The organism is Variovorax sp. 05L425 (assembly GCF_056397705.1).
In genome coordinates this window covers 146,001-160,473 of sequence record NZ_JBFTNY010000002.1, presented here as the reverse complement: position 1 = coordinate 160,473, position 14,473 = coordinate 146,001, and the positions used below count along the sequence as shown (strand labels likewise).

Below are 14,473 nucleotides of genomic sequence, written 5' to 3'. Positions count from 1 at the left end.
ACGCATGAAAGTCATCGGCTTCGCGGGCTTCTCGGGAGCGGGAAAGACGACGCTGGTCGAGCAACTCATCCCTGCGCTCAAGCGCAAAGGTCAGCGCGTTTCGGTGGTCAAGCATGCCCACCACAAGTTCGACATCGACCATCCCGGCAAGGACACGTACCGCCATCGCGAAGCGGGCGCCTTCGAGGTCGTGGTCGCATCGGACAAGCGGCTCGCGCTCATTCGCGAGTTCGAGCAGCCGACCCAGCTCGACGTGCATGACCTGATCGCTGAACTCGACGGGCGTGTCGACTGGGTGCTGGTCGAAGGCTTCAAGCACAGCGATCTGCTCAAGATCGAGGTGTGGCGAGAACCGGCGGAAGGCGAGGAGCCGCGACCGGCGCGCTATACCGAAGATCGCTTTATTGTCGGCATCGCGACCGACACGCCGGACAGGCTGCCCCAGCACACTGAATTGCCGATCTTTGACCTCGACGACATCGATGGCATCTGCGCGTGGCTGCTGCTGCATACCGATCGTTTCGACTACAAGGTGAATCACCATGGCTGAGACTTCCTCGCGCCCCCCCCTGATGGCCCTCGACGAGGCGCTGGCTCGCCTGCTGGCTGCGGCTTCGCCGTTGCTCGGCGCAGAGAGTGTTTCGACCTTCGATGCCGACGGCCGCGTGCTGGCGCAAGACGTCACGTCGGGCCTCACAGTGCCGCCTCGCGACAACAGCTCGATGGATGGCTACGCGGTTCGCGCGGGTGATTGCGCCGCGGCTGGCGCCGTCATGCGAGTGGCCCAGCGCATTCCGGCCGGGACCGTCGGCACGCCTCTCGAGGCCGGCACTGCCGCACGTATCTTCACGGGCGCACAGATCCCCGAAGGGGCCGATGCAGTAGTGATGCAGGAAGACACGAGCGCGTTGCCCGAAGAGGGCGGTCTTGGCAGCGTGCGGATAGACATCGTGCCGACCGCCGGGCAGTGGATCCGCCGTGCCGGCGAAGACGTTGCCGCCGGCGACGTGGTGCTGTCGAAAGGCGAACGGCTCACGCCCGCAGGGCTAGGCTTGGCCGCGAGTGTGGGCCTGGCCAAGCTTCTGGTTTCGAGGCGGCCGCGTGTTGCCCTGCTGTCGACCGGCGACGAACTCGTCATGCCGGGCGAGGTTGCACCCGGAGCGATGAAAGCGGGTTCCATCTACAACTCCAACCGTTTCTTCATGCGGGCGCTGCTGAAGCGATTTGGCTGCGAGGTCAACGATCTCGGCATCGTGCCGGATCGCCGCGAAGCGACCATCGAGGCGCTGCGCGAGGCGGCGCTCCACAACGACCTGATCATCACCACCGGCGGTGTCTCCGTCGGCGAGGAAGACCACATCAAGGCGGCAGTGCAGCATCTGGGGCAACTGGAACTCTGGTCGCTGTCGATGAAGCCCGGCAAACCCTTCGCCTACGGGCGAATCGGCAATGCCCACCTCACCGGCCTGCCAGGCAATCCGGTGTCGAGTTTCCTGACTTTCCTGCTGCTGGTGCGACCGTTCCTGCTCACCCTCCAGGGTGCGAAACGCGTGGCGGTCGAGCCTGTCGCGATGCGCGCTGATTTCGACTGGCCGCGCGCCGACCGGAGGCGCGAATTCCTGCGTGCGCGGCGCAACGCAGCGGGCGGCCTTGACGTCTTCTCGAACCAGAGTTCCGGTGTGTTGACCTCGACCGTCTGGGGTGATGGCGTGATTGATACGCCCGCCAGCCAGCCATTCAAAGCGGGAGACACGGTGCAGTTCATTCCCTTCGCGTCGCTGCTCGCCTGAACATGAAGGTCAACGTTCGCTACTTCGCCTCGGTGCGCGAGGCGCTCGGAACCGGCGCCGAGTCCATCGAAACCGACGCGCGGGACCTCGGCGCGCTGCGCAATGAACTCATCGCGCGCGGCGAACCGCACGCCAGCGTTCTCGCGCGAGGCCGGGTCGTGCGGATGGCGCTCGACCAGATCATGAGCGGTGAGAGTGCCCCGCTGCGCGACGGCAGCGAGGTCGCCTTCTTCCCGCCCGTCACTGGCGGCTGATCGAGGCCTGGATCTCCAGCAGGCGTTCGCGCAAGTCGGCGGGCGCGCGCGTCATCGGCGAACGCAACTCGTCGAGCAGCAAGCCCTCGTGAGCCAGAACGGCCTTCAGCGGCCCCGGGTTTGCATCCGCGAAAAGTGATTCGATGAGCGGCAGCAGTGGGTTCCACATCTGCCGCGCTTGTGTCAGCTTCCCCTCGCGAAGCATGCGAATCACGTTGACGAAGCGCTCAGTCTGCAGGTGGGCGCTGGCGGCAATCGCACCCGCACCGCCTTCGGCGACGGTGCTGAAGATCTGGCCATCCTCCCCTGCGAGAAGCTGGAGCCGACCGTCTGCGATCAGGGCTCGGGTCTTCGCCGCGTCGCCACCGCAGTCCTTGATCGCCCGGATGCGTGGATGCGCCGCAAGCGTCAGGAGCGTCTCGCGCGTGATCGAAATCCCGGTGCGGTAAGGGATGTCGTAGATCAGGATGGGTGCCGCGCTGGCGTCCGAGATGGCACGGAACCAATCCAGCAGGCCAGCCTGCGAGGGCCGGATGTAGCTCGGCGCCGGCACAAGCACGCCGGCGATTTCTTGCTCGCCCAGTCGTCGCACCCACGCCAGTGTCTTGTCGAGGTGGTAGCCCGAAATACCCATGATCCGCGGCGTGGCGGGCGCGGCGCGGGCGACGGTCGCCAGAACTTCCAGTTGCTCGCTCTCGTCGAGCGAGGCCGCTTCGCCCGTCGAGCCGCAGACCACGAAGCCCGCAATGCCAGTGGGCGCAAGCCGCTCGACCAGGCGCTTCAGCGCGATATGGTCCACCGCACCGTCACGGAATGGCGTGACCAGCGGAATCCAGAGTCCGGAGAAATCGGGGGAGGGTGATGTGTCTTGCACGCAAGTTTCCTTTCGGGAGTCGACCGATGGAAGAAACCACCGTCGGATGCGCGCACACAACCAGCTTCGGCCCGGGCCTTGCAGTTCCGTCGCTCATCCGACGACGGAACCGAAGCTCCGGTCAGACGAGCTTGGGTTTTTTGGCTTTGCCTTGCAGGCGCGTGCAAGCCTGTTCTTCGCGAGAAGAAGGGAAGCGTTGCAGGGTGCTGGAAGGCATCGCGCTAGTCTATCGCAGTGCCACAATCCACGACATGGCTGCCGCACGCGTTTCGATTCAAGTGGAAAACTTCGACCTTCAAAGGGAGATCGCCATGCTGCGCGGCGGCGATGCACGCGTCGGCGCGGTTTGCAGCTTCATCGGCACGGTACGCGACCGGAATGACGGCAGCGCGGTCGCTTCGATGGAACTCGAGCACTATCCCGGCATGACCGAGAAGGCGATCGAAGCCATGATCGACGAGGCCCATCGGCGCTTCGACATCCTCGGCGCGCGGGTGGTCCATCGCGTCGGGCTGCTGCAGCCGCAGGACCAGATCATGATGGTGGCGGTGATTTCCGCGCATCGCGGCCAGAGCTTCCAGGCCTGCGAGTTCCTCATGGACTATCTCAAGACCCAGGCGCCGTTCTGGAAGAAGGAGCAGACGCCCGAAGGCGCCCGCTGGGTCGATGCCAGGGTCGACGACGATGCGGCGCTGGCGCGCTGGGGCATCGTCGTCAACAACGCCTGATCGGCTTACTGCGGCGTGAAGCCGCTTTCCTTGATGATCTGCGCCCAGGTCTGCGTGTAGCTCCGCACGCGGCCGGCGAACTGGCCCTGCAGCATGAAGCCTACAGTGAGGCCCATGGCTGTGAGTCGGTCGCGCACATCAGGCATCGCGAGCACCTTGGCCAGCGCATTGTTGAAGCGGTCGATGACTGGCTGCGGCGTGCCGACCGGTGCAAAGATGCCGTAGTAGGGCAGGTCTTCCAGGCCAGCAAGCCCGAGTTCGGCGAAAGTGGGCACCTGCGGCAGGACGGCTTGGCGCTTGTCGCCGATCACGGCCACGACGCGGATCTTCCCGGCCTTCTGGTTTTCGATGAAGTCGGGGATGGAACCGATGCCGGCCGCGATCTGGTTGCCCAGCATGTCGGACATCATCGGCGCGCTGCCGCGATAGGGCGCGGCCTGCAGGTCGAGCTTGTACTTGGCGCCGACCAGCTTGACCAGGAATTCGGGGATCGATGCCGGCGCCGGCACGCCGATCGTGTCCTTGCCGCCGCGTTGATTCCTGACCCAGGCCACATATTCGTTCATCGACTTGGCCGGCGTTCCTCCCGAAACGGCCAGCGCATTGGCGAAAGTCGCAAAACCGGAGACGGGCACGAAGTCGTGTGCTGGGTCGAAGCCCGGGTTCTTCACCACCTGCGGCAGGATCGAGATCGTATGGTCGTGTGTCAGGAAGAGCGTGTGGCCGTCCGCTGGCGAACCCTTGAGCACCTGTGCCGCGATCTGCCCGCCGGCGCCGGCGCGGTTGTCCACCACGATCGACGTGCCCAGTTCGTCCTTGAGCTTGTCCGCCAGCATGCGCGCAATGACGTCGGTGCCGCCGCCCGCCGGAAAACCGACCAGCAGGCGTATCGGCGTTGAGGACATCTGCGCGGACGCCATGCCGCCGGCGGCCAGCAGGCCTGCCGCGAAAACGCCGAGCATCAGGCGCCTGGCGCCACCCCATGTTGACTTGAACATCTATCGACTCCAAAGATTGCTGGTGTAAAAAAATCCGGGCGGTCTTGATATCGCCTCGGAACAGCCCTATTTTGAATGCAGGAATCAAGCCATGCGTCAAGACAAACTCACCACCAAATTCCAGGAAGCCCTCGCCGACGCTCAGTCGCTCGCATTGGGTAACGACAACGCCTATATAGAACCCGTCCATTTGCTGGTCGCCATGCTGCGCCAGGACGATGGTCCGCGCGCGTTGCTGGAGCGAGCCGGCGCCAACGTGCCCGGATTGCTTCGCGCCGCCGAAGCGGCCATCAAGAAGCTGCCGCAGGTACAGGGCCATGACCAGGTGCAGGTCGGCCCCGAACTTGGCAAGCTGCTGCAGGCGACCGAGAAGGAGTCGATCAAGCGCAATGACCAGTTCATTGCCAGCGAACTCTTTCTGCTCGCCGTGGCGGACAGCAAGGCCGACATCGGCAATCTCGCGCGAAGCCACGGCGTGACGCGCAAGTCGCTGGAGGCCGCCATCGACGCAGTTCGCGGCGGGCAGGGCGTGAACAGCGCCGATGCCGAAGGCCAGCGCGAAGCGCTCAAGAAATACTGCCTCGACCTCACCGAGCGCGCGCGCCTCGGCAAGCTCGACCCTGTCATCGGCCGCGACGAAGAGATTCGCCGCGCCATTCAGGTGCTTCAGCGCCGCACCAAGAACAACCCCGTGCTGATCGGCGAGCCGGGCGTCGGCAAGACGGCGATCGTCGAAGGCCTTGCGCAGCGCATCGTGGCCGGCGAGGTGCCCGATTCGCTCAAGGGCAAGCGCGTGCTGTCGCTCGACATGGCGGCTTTGCTCGCGGGCGCCAAGTTCCGTGGCGAGTTCGAAGAGCGTCTGAAGACCGTGCTCAATGAACTCGCCAAGGACGAAGGCCAGACCATCGTCTTCATCGACGAGCTCCACACCATGGTCGGCGCGGGCAAGGCCGAAGGCGCGATGGATGCCGGCAACATGCTCAAGCCCGCGCTTGCACGGGGTGAACTGCATTGCGTCGGTGCGACCACGCTCGACGAATACCGCAAGTACATCGAGAAGGACGCCGCGCTGGAGCGCCGCTTCCAGAAGATCCTCGTGGGCGAACCGAGTGTGGAGGCGACGGTCGCGATCTTGCGCGGCCTGAAGGAAAAGTACGAGGTCCACCACGGTGTCGACATCACCGACCCGGCGATCGTCGCCGCGGCCGAGTTGTCTGACCGCTACGTCACCGACCGCTTCCTGCCCGACAAGGCGATCGATCTGATCGACGAGGCGGCAGCCAAGATCAAGATCGAGATGGATTCCAAGCCCGAGGTCATGGACCGGCTCGACAGGCGCCTGATCCAACTGCAGATCGAACGCGAAGCCGTGCGTCGCGAGAAGGACGAAGCCTCGCAGAAGCGCTTCGCGCTGATCGAGGAGGACATCGCCCGTCTGCAGAAGGAAATCGCCGACCTCGACGAGATCTGGCAGGCCGAGAAGGCGCAGGCCCAAGGCAGCGCGCAGATCCGCGAAGAGATCGACAAGATCAAGTTCCAGATCGCCGAATTCACGAGCAAGGGTGACTTCAACAAGGTGGCCGAGCTTCAGTACGGCAAGCTGCCGGGGCTGGAGAAACGCCTGAAGGAAGCGCAGGAGACCGAAGCCGACAAGGGCAAGTCCAGCGCGCCGAAGTTGCTGCGCACGCAGGTCGGTGCGGAGGAAATCGCCGAAGTCGTGGCGCGCGCCACGGGCATTCCGGTGTCCAAGCTGATGCAGGGCGAGCGCGACAAGCTGCTCATGATGGAAGACAAGCTGCACGAGCGCGTGGTCGGCCAAGACGAGGCCATCGGTGCGGTTGCCAATGCAATCCGCCGCTCGCGCTCCGGTCTGTCGGACCCGAACCGTCCCACCGGCTCCTTTCTGTTCCTCGGCCCGACGGGCGTGGGCAAGACCGAGCTGTGCAAGGCCTTGGCTGGCTTCTTGTTTGACAGCGAGGATCACCTGATCCGCGTCGACATGAGCGAGTTCATGGAGAAGCATTCGGTCGCGCGCCTGATCGGCGCGCCGCCCGGCTACGTGGGCTATGAAGAGGGCGGCCACCTGACCGAAGCCGTGCGCCGCAAGCCCTACAGCGTGCTGCTGCTCGACGAGGTGGAGAAGGCACATCCCGATGTCTTCAACATCCTGCTGCAAGTGCTCGACGACGGCCGGCTCACGGACGGCCAGGGCCGCACCGTGAACTTCAAGAACACGGTGATCGTCATGACCAGCAACATCGGCTCGCCGATCATCCAGTCGATGGTGGGTCGGCCGTCCGAGGAGATCAAGGACGCTGTCTGGGACGAGTTGAAGAACTACTTCAGGCCTGAGTTCCTGAACCGCATCGACGAGACGGTGGTGTTCCATGCGCTCGACGCGAAGAACATCGAGGCCATCGCCGCGATCCAGCTGAAGGTGTTGCAGGAGCGCTTGGCGAAGATGGATCTGGGGCTGGAGGTGTCGCCGGCTGCATTGGCTGAAATCGCGAAGGTCGGTTTCGACCCGGTGTTCGGTGCGCGGCCGCTCAAGCGGGCAATCCAGCAGCGCATCGAGAATCCGTTGTCGAAGCTGCTGCTCGACGGCACCTTCGGGCCGAAGGACACGATCGTCGTGACCACCGATCCGATCCGCGCCCCCGGCCAGTTCAGCTTCGGCACGGCCGGGGAACCAAGGGCCGAGGCCGTGGCCTAAGAGCGATGGTCAATTTTCTCGTCCGCCTGATTCTGTTCTTGTTCGGCCTCGTGTTCGCGGTCAGCCTGGCCGTTGCCGTGCTCTTGCTGGCGATGGTCTGGGGTCTGCGTTACGCCTGGGCTCGGCTCACCGGGAAGCCGGTGACGCCCTGGGTCATGCGCTTCGACCCGCGCGGCGGTTTCGACCGCTTCCGCGCGGCGGGGCGCCCGCATGAGCCGACGGCGGCCGATGTCGCGGGCGCGCGAGCGCGAGGGCAAGCGACCGACAGTCCGGTGCGCCTGGTTGAGCCTGGCAGTGTGACCGACGTGCCGGTCAAGCCTGCGCGCGGCGAGTGACCGTCTCCATGCTGCGGGCCTCGGTCCTGGTCGAACCCGCAGAGGTCGAGTTCAGCGCCATTCGCGCGCAAGGCGCCGGCGGCCAGAACGTCAACAAGGTGTCCAGCGCGGTGCATCTGCGCTATGACATCCCCGCCAGTTCGCTTCCCGAAGACGTCAAGGTGCGACTGCTCGCATCGCGCGACAGCCGCATCACGAGCGAGGGCGTTCTCGTGCTCAAGGCGCAGCGGCATCGAAGCCAGGACATGAATCGCGCCGATGCGCTTGCGCGTCTGCAGGAACTGGTCGATGGCTTTGCAACGCCGCCACGCGTGCGGCGCGCCACGAAGCCGACCTATGGCTCGCGCCAGCGGCGGCTCGAAGGCAAGAGCCAGCGCTCGGCGATCAAGAGCCTGCGTGGGCCAGTGAAGGATTGAGGTCGATCTGCGGTTCGGCCATCGCAACGTTGCGCTCGATGGCCGCCAGCGCTTCGCCATCGGTCCGGTAACTGAAGAGCATGGGACCCGGCGCGAGCAACCCGGCCCGTTCGAGCACCTGTTGCGCAGGCAGCTTGAGCCCCGAGACGTGCAGCCGCACCCCCTGCGATTCGAGCAGCCGGCGGATGCTCCCGAAGACCTCTGCGCCCGTGATGTCCACGCGGTTGATCGGGTATGCGAACAGGCAGACGTCGGTCAGACCTGGCCGCTCGGCCAGCGCCACGGTGACCGCGCGTTCGAGCGTGCTCGCCGACGCGAAGTCCAGTTCGGCATCCATGCGCAGCGCATAAAGATTGGGCGCGAGCAGCGGCAAATGCCACAGATGCCGGTCGCGCAAGCTGCCGTCGGGATGCAACCCCACCTCGATGATCCGCGGATGGAGATGGCGGTACATGTAGTGCGCCAGCGCCGCGAGAAGGCCGCCGAGCACACCCCAGTAGATCGACGGCGCCGTTGCAATCGTGAGCGCGAAGGTCGCCAGCGCGATCGCCGCTTCGATGCGCGAGATTCGCCATAGTGCGACGAACGCCGAAGGGCGCAATAGCCCAAGGGTCGCCGTTGCCACGATGGAAGCCAGCACCGCCTGCGGCACGTGATAGAGCAGCGGCATGGCCCACAGCAAGGCGGCCGCAACCACCGCCACGCTGAACAACGTCGACCACTGCGTCTTGGCGCCGGCGTAGAGCGTGATGGCCGATCGAGAAAAAGATGAACTGGTGGGGAATGCCCCGGTGAGCCCCGATGCAATCTTGCCGAGACCCTGGCCGATCAGATCCTGGTTTTCGTTCCACAGCTTGCCGGCGCGGGCGTTGTCGACCTTGGCGCTCGATGCCGTCTCCAGGAAGCTTACGAGCGTGATGAGGAACGCGGGCAACAGCAGGTTGCCCAGGTCGTTCATCGACAGTCCGCCAGGCCAGTAGAAGGATGGCAGCCCCGAGGGCAGCTTGCCGATGACGGCGCCACCGCGCAGCGCATAGTCGACGGCCGCGCTGATGGCCGCCGCCGCCGCGACGAGGGCCATGGTGGTCGGAAAGCGCGGCGCCGTGCGCTTGCCCAGCCACAGCGCTGCCATGCCGCCGAGGCCGAACGCGATGGCAATGAAATCCGGCGGCGGTCCATGCAGCAGTTGCGCGTAGGAGCGCCCCGTGAAGCCCAGCAGCGCCGGCAGCTGCGACAGCGTGATGAGCACTGCCGCACCTTGCGTGAAGCCCATCAGCACGGGCGAATTGACCATGCGCAGCAGCCAGCCGAATCGCGCTCCTCCCAACACCACTTGCATCACCCCGGACAGCAGCGTCAGCCAGACGGCGAAGGCCACCCATTCGCTGCTACCCGGAATCGCCAGCGGCGCGAGCGATGCGCCGACCAAGAGGCTCGTCAGCGCCGTGGGCCCCACGGACAGTCGAGCCGACGAACTGAAAAGGACGGCGATCAACGCGGGCAGGAGCGCGGCATAAACGCCGGTGACCAGCGGCATGCCCGCCAGCGCGGCGTAAGCCACACCCTGCGGGATGACCATGAGCGCGACCGTGACGCCGGCAGCGGCTTCATTCACGAGCAGGGCGCGGTCAGGGCGCGGCCATGCCAGAAAAGGAAGCCAGCGCGCGAGCTGGTCGCGGTTCACGGCCATGGCTTCAAGACGCAAGGGGTTGGAAAGTGCACCTGTCGATGATACGTACCAAGGGAAGGCGGACTTTGTGGGGCTACGGCCGTCGCTTGTGCTGGAACGCCGTGGGTGACTGGCCGGTGGCCGCCTTGAACATCGCGCAGAAGGCGCTATCGGTGGCATAGCCGCTGGCGGATGCAACCTGGCTCACCGCCATGCCGCGTGCCAGCAGCGGCAGCGCATGCGCGAGCACCGCCTGCTGGCGCCACTGCTGCCAGCTCATGCCGAGCTGGTCGCGAAACAGCCGCGCCACCGTCCGTTCGCTGGCGCCAATAGCGTCGGCGCGCTCGGCGAGGGTGGCGCGGTTGGCGGGATTGCGCAGGAGGGCCTCGCACAACTGGCGCAGGCGCTTGTCGGCGGGCAGCGGCACATCGATGCGGATTTGCGTCGCGCGTTCGAGTTCGTCCACGAGCAGCGGAGCGATCCATCGCTCGCGTTGCGCAGCATGCGGGTCGGCCGGCGGCAGCCCATCAGGCGTGGTGTCGAGGGCCAGCATCAGCGCACGCAGCAACGGGCTGATTTCGAGCACTTCGCATTTCTCCCATACCGGGCCCAGCCAGCTGTGGAGGTACACCGTACGCAGTTCGGCGTCCTCGATCAGCGTGATGCTGTGCGACATGTCGGCCGGTACCCAGAGCGCCCGGGACGGCGGCACGATGTAGCTTCCGTCTTCAGTGCTCAGGCGGATTACGCCGCGGGTCGAGAAAGTCAGTTGCGGCCAGGGATGCCTGTGTAGCTCGACCAGCGTGTCTGCCTTCAGGAAATGTTCCTTGGCGCGCAACGGGCGCAGCGCGTCCGGTGCATAGAGATGGGGCGTGAGCGGGCCTACGCTGACGGAGGGCGCTGTGCCGGGCGGGGGCGTGCGCCTGGACGGCGTGTCAACGGGCGCCTGGGCCTGGGCGGCGGTAGACGGCATAGTTTCGACAAATGTTGTCTCTGTATCGCCATTCTGCCGCGTCGAGCCGGCTTAGGATCGGTGCCCAACCCAGATTCTTGTTGCAATCCATGTCTTCCTCCAACGCGACTGCCGCCGCCACACCCTCGCTGGGTTCGGACGCCAAGTTGATCGGCCTCGTCGGCCTCGCGCATGCCGTCAGCCATTTCAGCCAACTCATCCTGCCGCCGCTGTTCCCGTGGCTCAAAGACGCGTTCAACGTGAGCTACACCGAACTCGGTGCCGTGCTGACGGTGTTCTTCGTCGTCTCGTGCATGGTGCAGGCAGCGTCGGGTTTCATCGTCGACAAACTGGGTCCTCGCCCGGTGCTGTTCGTGGGGCTTGGCATGCTGAGCCTGGCCGCTTTTGGCTACGCCACGGCGCAAAGCTATTGGATGCTGCTGCTCTGCGCGGTGGCAGCGGGGGTGGGCAACGGCGTGTTCCATCCGGTCGACTACACGCTCTTCAATCGCAAGGTGGCGCCCACGCGCCTGGGTCACGCCTATAGCGTGCATGGCATCACCGGCAGCCTGGGCTGGGCGCTGGCACCGGCCTTTGTGGTGCCGCTGGCCATGGCCTTCTCGTGGCGCGTGGCGCTGGCTTCGGCCGGTGCGTTGGCTGTCGTGGTGCTGCTCATCCTGTGGGCCAACCGCAGCGTGCTGACTCTCGACGTGAAGGCTGTGCACAAGGCGACCGGGTCCGACGCGGCCGGCAGCGAGTTTGCTTTCCTCAAGATCCCAGCCGTATGGATGTGCTTCGGGTTTTTCTTTTTCTACGCGATGGCCTTGAGCGTCGTGCAGACCTTCGCGCCGGCAGCGGCCGGGCGGCTGCATGCGGTTCCCGTGACGCTGATCGCGATCTGCCTGACGGTCTACATGGTCGCGAGTGCGGCAGGCATGGTGGTCGGTGGTTTCCTGGCGTCGGACCCGTCGCGTTGCGAGCGCATCGTGGGCGCGGGCTTCGGCGTCGCGGCAGCCATCGCGCTCGTGCTGGCGTTCGCCGACTTCGCGCCTTTCCTGGTGCCGGTGATGTTCGGCGCCATGGGATTCGCTGCGGGCATCGCCGGGCCCTCTCGCGACCTGCTGGTCAAGCGCTCGACGCCGGCCAACGCGTCCGGGCGTGTCTACGGCGTGGTTTATGCCGGACTCGACATTGGACAGGCTTTCGCGCCGCTGATCTTCGGTCGGCTGATGGACCACGGCCAGTACGCAAGCGTGATCATCGGCCTCGCGATGGTGCAGGGCGTGCTGATCGTGAGCGCATTCAATGTGCGTCGCGTGCGACGCGAGGCGCTCGTCCCCGCGTCCGCCTGAACCACGCCGGCAGCCGCGGACCGCGTACTACTTCTTCGGCAGGATGTCGAGCACCAGGTCCGCGGGACGGCACAGCCGCGTGCCGAGCGGCGTGGCGACGATGGGCCGGTTCATCAGGATCGGATGTTCGACGATGAAGTCGAGCAGTTGGTCGTCAGTCCATTTCGGGTCGCCCAGCCCGAGATCTTCGTAGGGCGTTCCCTTCTGCCGCAGGACATCGCGGACCGGAATCCCCATGGCTTTCACGAGCGCGCGCAGCTTGGCCTTGGTCGGCGGCGTCTTGAGGTACTCGATCACCTCGGGCTCGATACCGTGTTCGCGAATCAGCGCAAGCGTATTGCGCGAAGTCCCGCAGGCGGGGTTATGAAAAATGGTGACGGAGGACGGATTGGATTGCATCGATCCATTGTCCTCCGTTGGCGCCCTGGCGAGTTCAGGCGGCGATCAGCGCGTGCACGCGGCGCAGGCCTTCGATGGTCTTGACGCACGCTTCGGCCGCCTCCGTGCCCTTGACCGCGAAATGGCGATGGAAGTACTTGCGGTGTTCCACATGCTCGTGGAAGTGATGCGGCGTGAGCACGGCCGACAGGATCGGCACGTTGGTTTCCAGTTGCACCGTCATCAGCGAGTTCACCACCGTGCTGGCGACGAACTCGTGCCGGTAGATGCCGCCGTCGACGACGAGCGCACAGCCGACGATCGCGGCATAGCGGCCGGAGGTCGCGAGTCGTTTGGCGTGCAAGGGGATCTCGAATGCGCCGGGCACATCGAACACGTCAATGGTGTCGAGCGGCACGCCTTGACGCTTCATTTCGGCGAGGAAAGCGTCGCGCGCCTGGTGGACGATGTCCGAATGCCATTGCGCCTGCACGAATGCGATGCGCTGGCCGCGCGGTTCGTCCGAGGCCTGGACGGCGGAGAGGGGAAGGTCGTTGATCTGACTCATGGTTTGCCTTTGAAGGGTTTCCTGAATCAGGGCGCACGAACCCGAAACCGAGGCACGCGCACGAATGCAGCGGCCCGGCAACGGGGTCGCGCTCTCTTTCATCCGGACTGTGACCGTCGGCCCCGGGATCTCACCGGGTCTGCTGACCCCGCTGCGCATGGCGCGCCGCGGGCGCTCGCGGGCTTGTGCGGCTTTTGCCGCCATCACCGCCGGTGGGGAATTCCACCCCGCCCTGAGAACGCTTGCTCCGGCTTTGGGCCGGAGCAGCACGGATTCTAGGCAAGACGCGGCGGTCGCGCTGTCACGCAAGCGGCAAGACCTTTGAGGCGGGGACGGGATCGGGCCGTCGGGCCAGGAACAGTGTGAGGCGCTCCAACTCGTCGTCGAGTGCCGCTCGAAATGCGGGCTCGGTCGGCTTCCTGCCGGCATAGCCGAATGTCGGCTCGATTTGTCCTTCGCGGACCGAGACGTTGGCCCATCCGATCACTCGATCGCGTTGCAGCAGCGGTAGCGCGTAGTAACCGAACTTCCTTTTCGGCGCCGGCGTGTAGGCCTCGAACTTGTACGGCCAGTTCCATAGCAATTCGAAGCGCAAGCGGTCCCACACCACGGGATCGAAAGGCGCAAGCAGGCGGAGCGTTTCGTCGGGCACGTGGCGTCGCGAGTTCGGGTTCTCGTCGGCAGGCCAGTACCAGGTGATGCCGTCGATGCAGCAACTCGCAAGCCGGTCGCGCGCCAGGCGCAAGGCCGCCTGCGTCTGTATCGAGAGATGTGGTGCGCCGTATCCCAGCAGACGCACGAGATAAGTCAGGCTCGCCCCCGGCAGGGGCGCGTACTTGCGCACGACCAAATCGACCAGTGCAGCCGCGCGTTGGGTGCGGCCGTCGGGGCTGTCATCGGTGGGCGGGTGCGTCACCGCCTCGTAGATTCGCGTGCCGCCCTCGCGCCGCTTCACGCGCAGCATGCCGCGGTAGTGCATGTCGTCGAGCAGGTGCGTGGTTGCATTGCTCGAGCCGCCCCAGTAGTTCGTCACGCGCCCGTGGGCAAAGCGCTGCTCCACCAGTCGCGGATGCACGGGTCCGTTCTCGCGAACGAAGGCGAGCACATCTGCGGCCCTGCGGCGCGTCTCCGCGTCCCATTCACGACGAGCTTCGCGCGGGTGCATCAGCACCAGGTGTTCCCGCGGCAGGAAACCGTAGTTGACGAGGCAATCCTCCTCGATCGGCAGCCGCGCATAGCGCTGCTCCAGATCGCCGGCGCGATAGTCCGCGACGCGGTGCCGCAGCGTCAGGTCTTGCGCGCGTGCCGGTGCCCGGATCGGGTCGGCCTGTACGAAGCCCAGGCGCCGGATCGCGCCTGGCAGCGTGGTCGGCTTGAAGAGGGTGCGCGCCACGGCATAGCGTCGCAATGCGTCGAGACTCGGTTCTGGCATGTGCCGAATTGCAG

14 protein-coding genes, 1 pseudogene and 1 riboswitch are annotated in these 14,473 nt (G+C 65.6%); of the genes and pseudogenes, 8 read left to right on the top strand and 7 right to left on the bottom strand.

Going from position 1 to position 14,473, the window contains the following annotated elements; genetic code table 11:
• Positions 1 to 4 precede the first annotated feature (4 nt).
• Genes mobB through moaD form a run of 3 tightly spaced genes read left to right on the top strand, consistent with a single transcriptional unit; the run spans position 5 to position 2,044 of the window.
• Positions 5 to 550: a molybdopterin-guanine dinucleotide biosynthesis protein B gene (gene mobB / locus AC1DN9_RS02905; protein WP_478097113.1), complete on the top strand. Its 546-nt coding sequence runs from the start codon at positions 5 to 7 to the stop codon at positions 548 to 550.
• Complete coding sequence (locus AC1DN9_RS02900) at positions 543 to 1,790, top strand: molybdopterin molybdotransferase MoeA (RefSeq protein ID WP_478097111.1); 1,248 nt, start codon at positions 543 to 545, stop codon at positions 1,788 to 1,790. Before mobB ends, AC1DN9_RS02900 begins: the two co-directional genes overlap by 8 nt.
• A gap of 2 nt (positions 1,791 to 1,792) precedes the next feature.
• Positions 1,793 to 2,044, top strand: coding sequence for a molybdopterin converting factor subunit 1 (gene moaD / locus AC1DN9_RS02895; RefSeq protein WP_478097109.1), 252 nt, complete (start codon positions 1,793 to 1,795; stop codon positions 2,042 to 2,044).
• Here moaD and dapA read toward each other — a convergent pair.
• The gene (gene dapA / locus AC1DN9_RS02890) at positions 2,031 to 2,918 is read right to left on the bottom strand and encodes a 4-hydroxy-tetrahydrodipicolinate synthase (protein ID WP_478097107.1); all 888 of its coding nucleotides are present in this window, start codon (positions 2,916 to 2,918) and stop codon (positions 2,031 to 2,033) included. The genes moaD and dapA overlap by 14 nt on opposite strands.
• A gap of 251 nt (positions 2,919 to 3,169) precedes the next feature.
• On the opposite strand from dapA, the gene AC1DN9_RS02885 reads away from it, so the two are divergent.
• Positions 3,170 to 3,646, top strand: coding sequence for a molybdenum cofactor biosynthesis protein MoaE (locus tag AC1DN9_RS02885; RefSeq protein ID WP_478097105.1), 477 nt, complete (start codon positions 3,170 to 3,172; stop codon positions 3,644 to 3,646).
• A gap of 5 nt (positions 3,647 to 3,651) precedes the next feature.
• On the opposite strand, the gene AC1DN9_RS02880 is transcribed toward AC1DN9_RS02885, so the two are convergent.
• On the bottom strand, positions 3,652 to 4,644 hold the full coding sequence (locus tag AC1DN9_RS02880) for a Bug family tripartite tricarboxylate transporter substrate binding protein (protein ID WP_478097103.1): 993 nt from the start codon (positions 4,642 to 4,644) through the stop codon (positions 3,652 to 3,654).
• A gap of 91 nt (positions 4,645 to 4,735) precedes the next feature.
• Between AC1DN9_RS02880 and clpB the strand changes: the two genes are divergently transcribed.
• Genes clpB through arfB form a run of 3 tightly spaced genes read left to right on the top strand, consistent with a single transcriptional unit; the run spans position 4,736 to position 8,108 of the window.
• Positions 4,736 to 7,357: an ATP-dependent chaperone ClpB gene (gene clpB, locus AC1DN9_RS02875; protein WP_478097101.1), complete on the top strand. Its 2,622-nt coding sequence runs from the start codon at positions 4,736 to 4,738 to the stop codon at positions 7,355 to 7,357.
• 5 nt (positions 7,358 to 7,362) lie between these two features.
• A complete protein-coding gene (locus AC1DN9_RS02870) occupies positions 7,363 to 7,692 on the top strand; it encodes a hypothetical protein (protein ID WP_478097099.1) in 330 nt (109 codons plus the stop codon).
• Between the two features lie 8 nt (positions 7,693 to 7,700).
• Positions 7,701 to 8,108 (top strand): alternative ribosome rescue aminoacyl-tRNA hydrolase ArfB, encoded by a 408-nt coding sequence (gene arfB, locus AC1DN9_RS02865; protein ID WP_478097528.1) that lies wholly within the window; start codon positions 7,701 to 7,703, stop codon positions 8,106 to 8,108.
• Here the strand turns inward: arfB and AC1DN9_RS02860 are convergent.
• Both AC1DN9_RS02860 and AC1DN9_RS02855 read right to left on the bottom strand, forming a co-directional pair.
• Entirely contained in the window at positions 8,077 to 9,798 is a 1,722-nt protein-coding gene (locus tag AC1DN9_RS02860) for a SulP family inorganic anion transporter (protein WP_478097097.1), read from the bottom strand. The two genes, arfB and AC1DN9_RS02860, sit on opposite strands and share 32 nt — an antisense overlap.
• A gap of 73 nt (positions 9,799 to 9,871) precedes the next feature.
• Positions 9,872 to 10,750, bottom strand: a complete 879-nt coding sequence (locus AC1DN9_RS02855; protein ID WP_478097095.1) for an AraC family transcriptional regulator — start codon at positions 10,748 to 10,750, stop codon at positions 9,872 to 9,874.
• Positions 10,751 to 10,839: 89 nt separating this feature from the next.
• Between AC1DN9_RS02855 and AC1DN9_RS02850 the strand changes: the two genes are divergently transcribed.
• Positions 10,840 to 12,081 (top strand): MFS transporter, encoded by a 1,242-nt coding sequence (locus tag AC1DN9_RS02850; protein WP_478097093.1) that lies wholly within the window; start codon positions 10,840 to 10,842, stop codon positions 12,079 to 12,081.
• 33 nt (positions 12,082 to 12,114) lie between these two features.
• Here the strand turns inward: AC1DN9_RS02850 and arsC are convergent.
• The 3 genes and pseudogenes from arsC to AC1DN9_RS02835 all read right to left on the bottom strand — a co-directional run.
• Positions 12,115 to 12,480, bottom strand: a pseudogene (arsC, locus tag AC1DN9_RS02845) (arsenate reductase (glutaredoxin)); the annotation flags it as partial.
• Between the two features lie 34 nt (positions 12,481 to 12,514).
• Positions 12,515 to 13,027 (bottom strand): 6,7-dimethyl-8-ribityllumazine synthase, encoded by a 513-nt coding sequence (locus AC1DN9_RS02840; RefSeq protein ID WP_478097091.1) that lies wholly within the window; start codon positions 13,025 to 13,027, stop codon positions 12,515 to 12,517.
• Positions 13,028 to 13,113: 86 nt separating this feature from the next.
• Positions 13,114 to 13,271: riboswitch (FMN riboswitch) on the bottom strand.
• Between the two features lie 57 nt (positions 13,272 to 13,328).
• Complete coding sequence (locus tag AC1DN9_RS02835; protein WP_478097089.1) at positions 13,329 to 14,459, bottom strand: DNA glycosylase AlkZ-like family protein; 1,131 nt, start codon at positions 14,457 to 14,459, stop codon at positions 13,329 to 13,331.
• Positions 14,460 to 14,473 lie beyond the last annotated feature (14 nt).

Excerpts from the sequence above, each read along its gene's own strand:
- mobB (WP_478097113.1), top strand. The coding sequence starts at position 5 with ATGAAAGTCATCGGCTTCGCGGGCTTCTCGGGAGCGGGAAAGACGACG.
- AC1DN9_RS02840 (WP_478097091.1), bottom strand. The coding sequence starts at position 13,027 with ATGAGTCAGATCAACGACCTTCCCCTCTCCGCCGTCCAGGCCTCGGAC.
- AC1DN9_RS02835 (WP_478097089.1), bottom strand. The coding sequence starts at position 14,459 with ATGCCAGAACCGAGTCTCGACGCATTGCGACGCTATGCCGTGGCGCGC.
- AC1DN9_RS02885 (WP_478097105.1), top strand. The coding sequence starts at position 3,170 with ATGGCTGCCGCACGCGTTTCGATTCAAGTGGAAAACTTCGACCTTCAA.
- AC1DN9_RS02900 (WP_478097111.1), top strand. The coding sequence starts at position 543 with ATGGCTGAGACTTCCTCGCGCCCCCCCCTGATGGCCCTCGACGAGGCG.
- AC1DN9_RS02870 (WP_478097099.1), top strand. The coding sequence starts at position 7,363 with ATGGTCAATTTTCTCGTCCGCCTGATTCTGTTCTTGTTCGGCCTCGTG.
- AC1DN9_RS02855 (WP_478097095.1), bottom strand. The coding sequence starts at position 10,750 with ATGCCGTCTACCGCCGCCCAGGCCCAGGCGCCCGTTGACACGCCGTCC.
- AC1DN9_RS02850 (WP_478097093.1), top strand. The coding sequence starts at position 10,840 with ATGTCTTCCTCCAACGCGACTGCCGCCGCCACACCCTCGCTGGGTTCG.
- arfB (WP_478097528.1), top strand. The coding sequence starts at position 7,701 with ATGCTGCGGGCCTCGGTCCTGGTCGAACCCGCAGAGGTCGAGTTCAGC.
- AC1DN9_RS02880 (WP_478097103.1), bottom strand. The coding sequence starts at position 4,644 with ATGTTCAAGTCAACATGGGGTGGCGCCAGGCGCCTGATGCTCGGCGTT.
- AC1DN9_RS02860 (WP_478097097.1), bottom strand. The coding sequence starts at position 9,798 with ATGGCCGTGAACCGCGACCAGCTCGCGCGCTGGCTTCCTTTTCTGGCA.
- moaD (WP_478097109.1), top strand. The coding sequence starts at position 1,793 with ATGAAGGTCAACGTTCGCTACTTCGCCTCGGTGCGCGAGGCGCTCGGA.
- clpB (WP_478097101.1), top strand. The coding sequence starts at position 4,736 with ATGCGTCAAGACAAACTCACCACCAAATTCCAGGAAGCCCTCGCCGAC.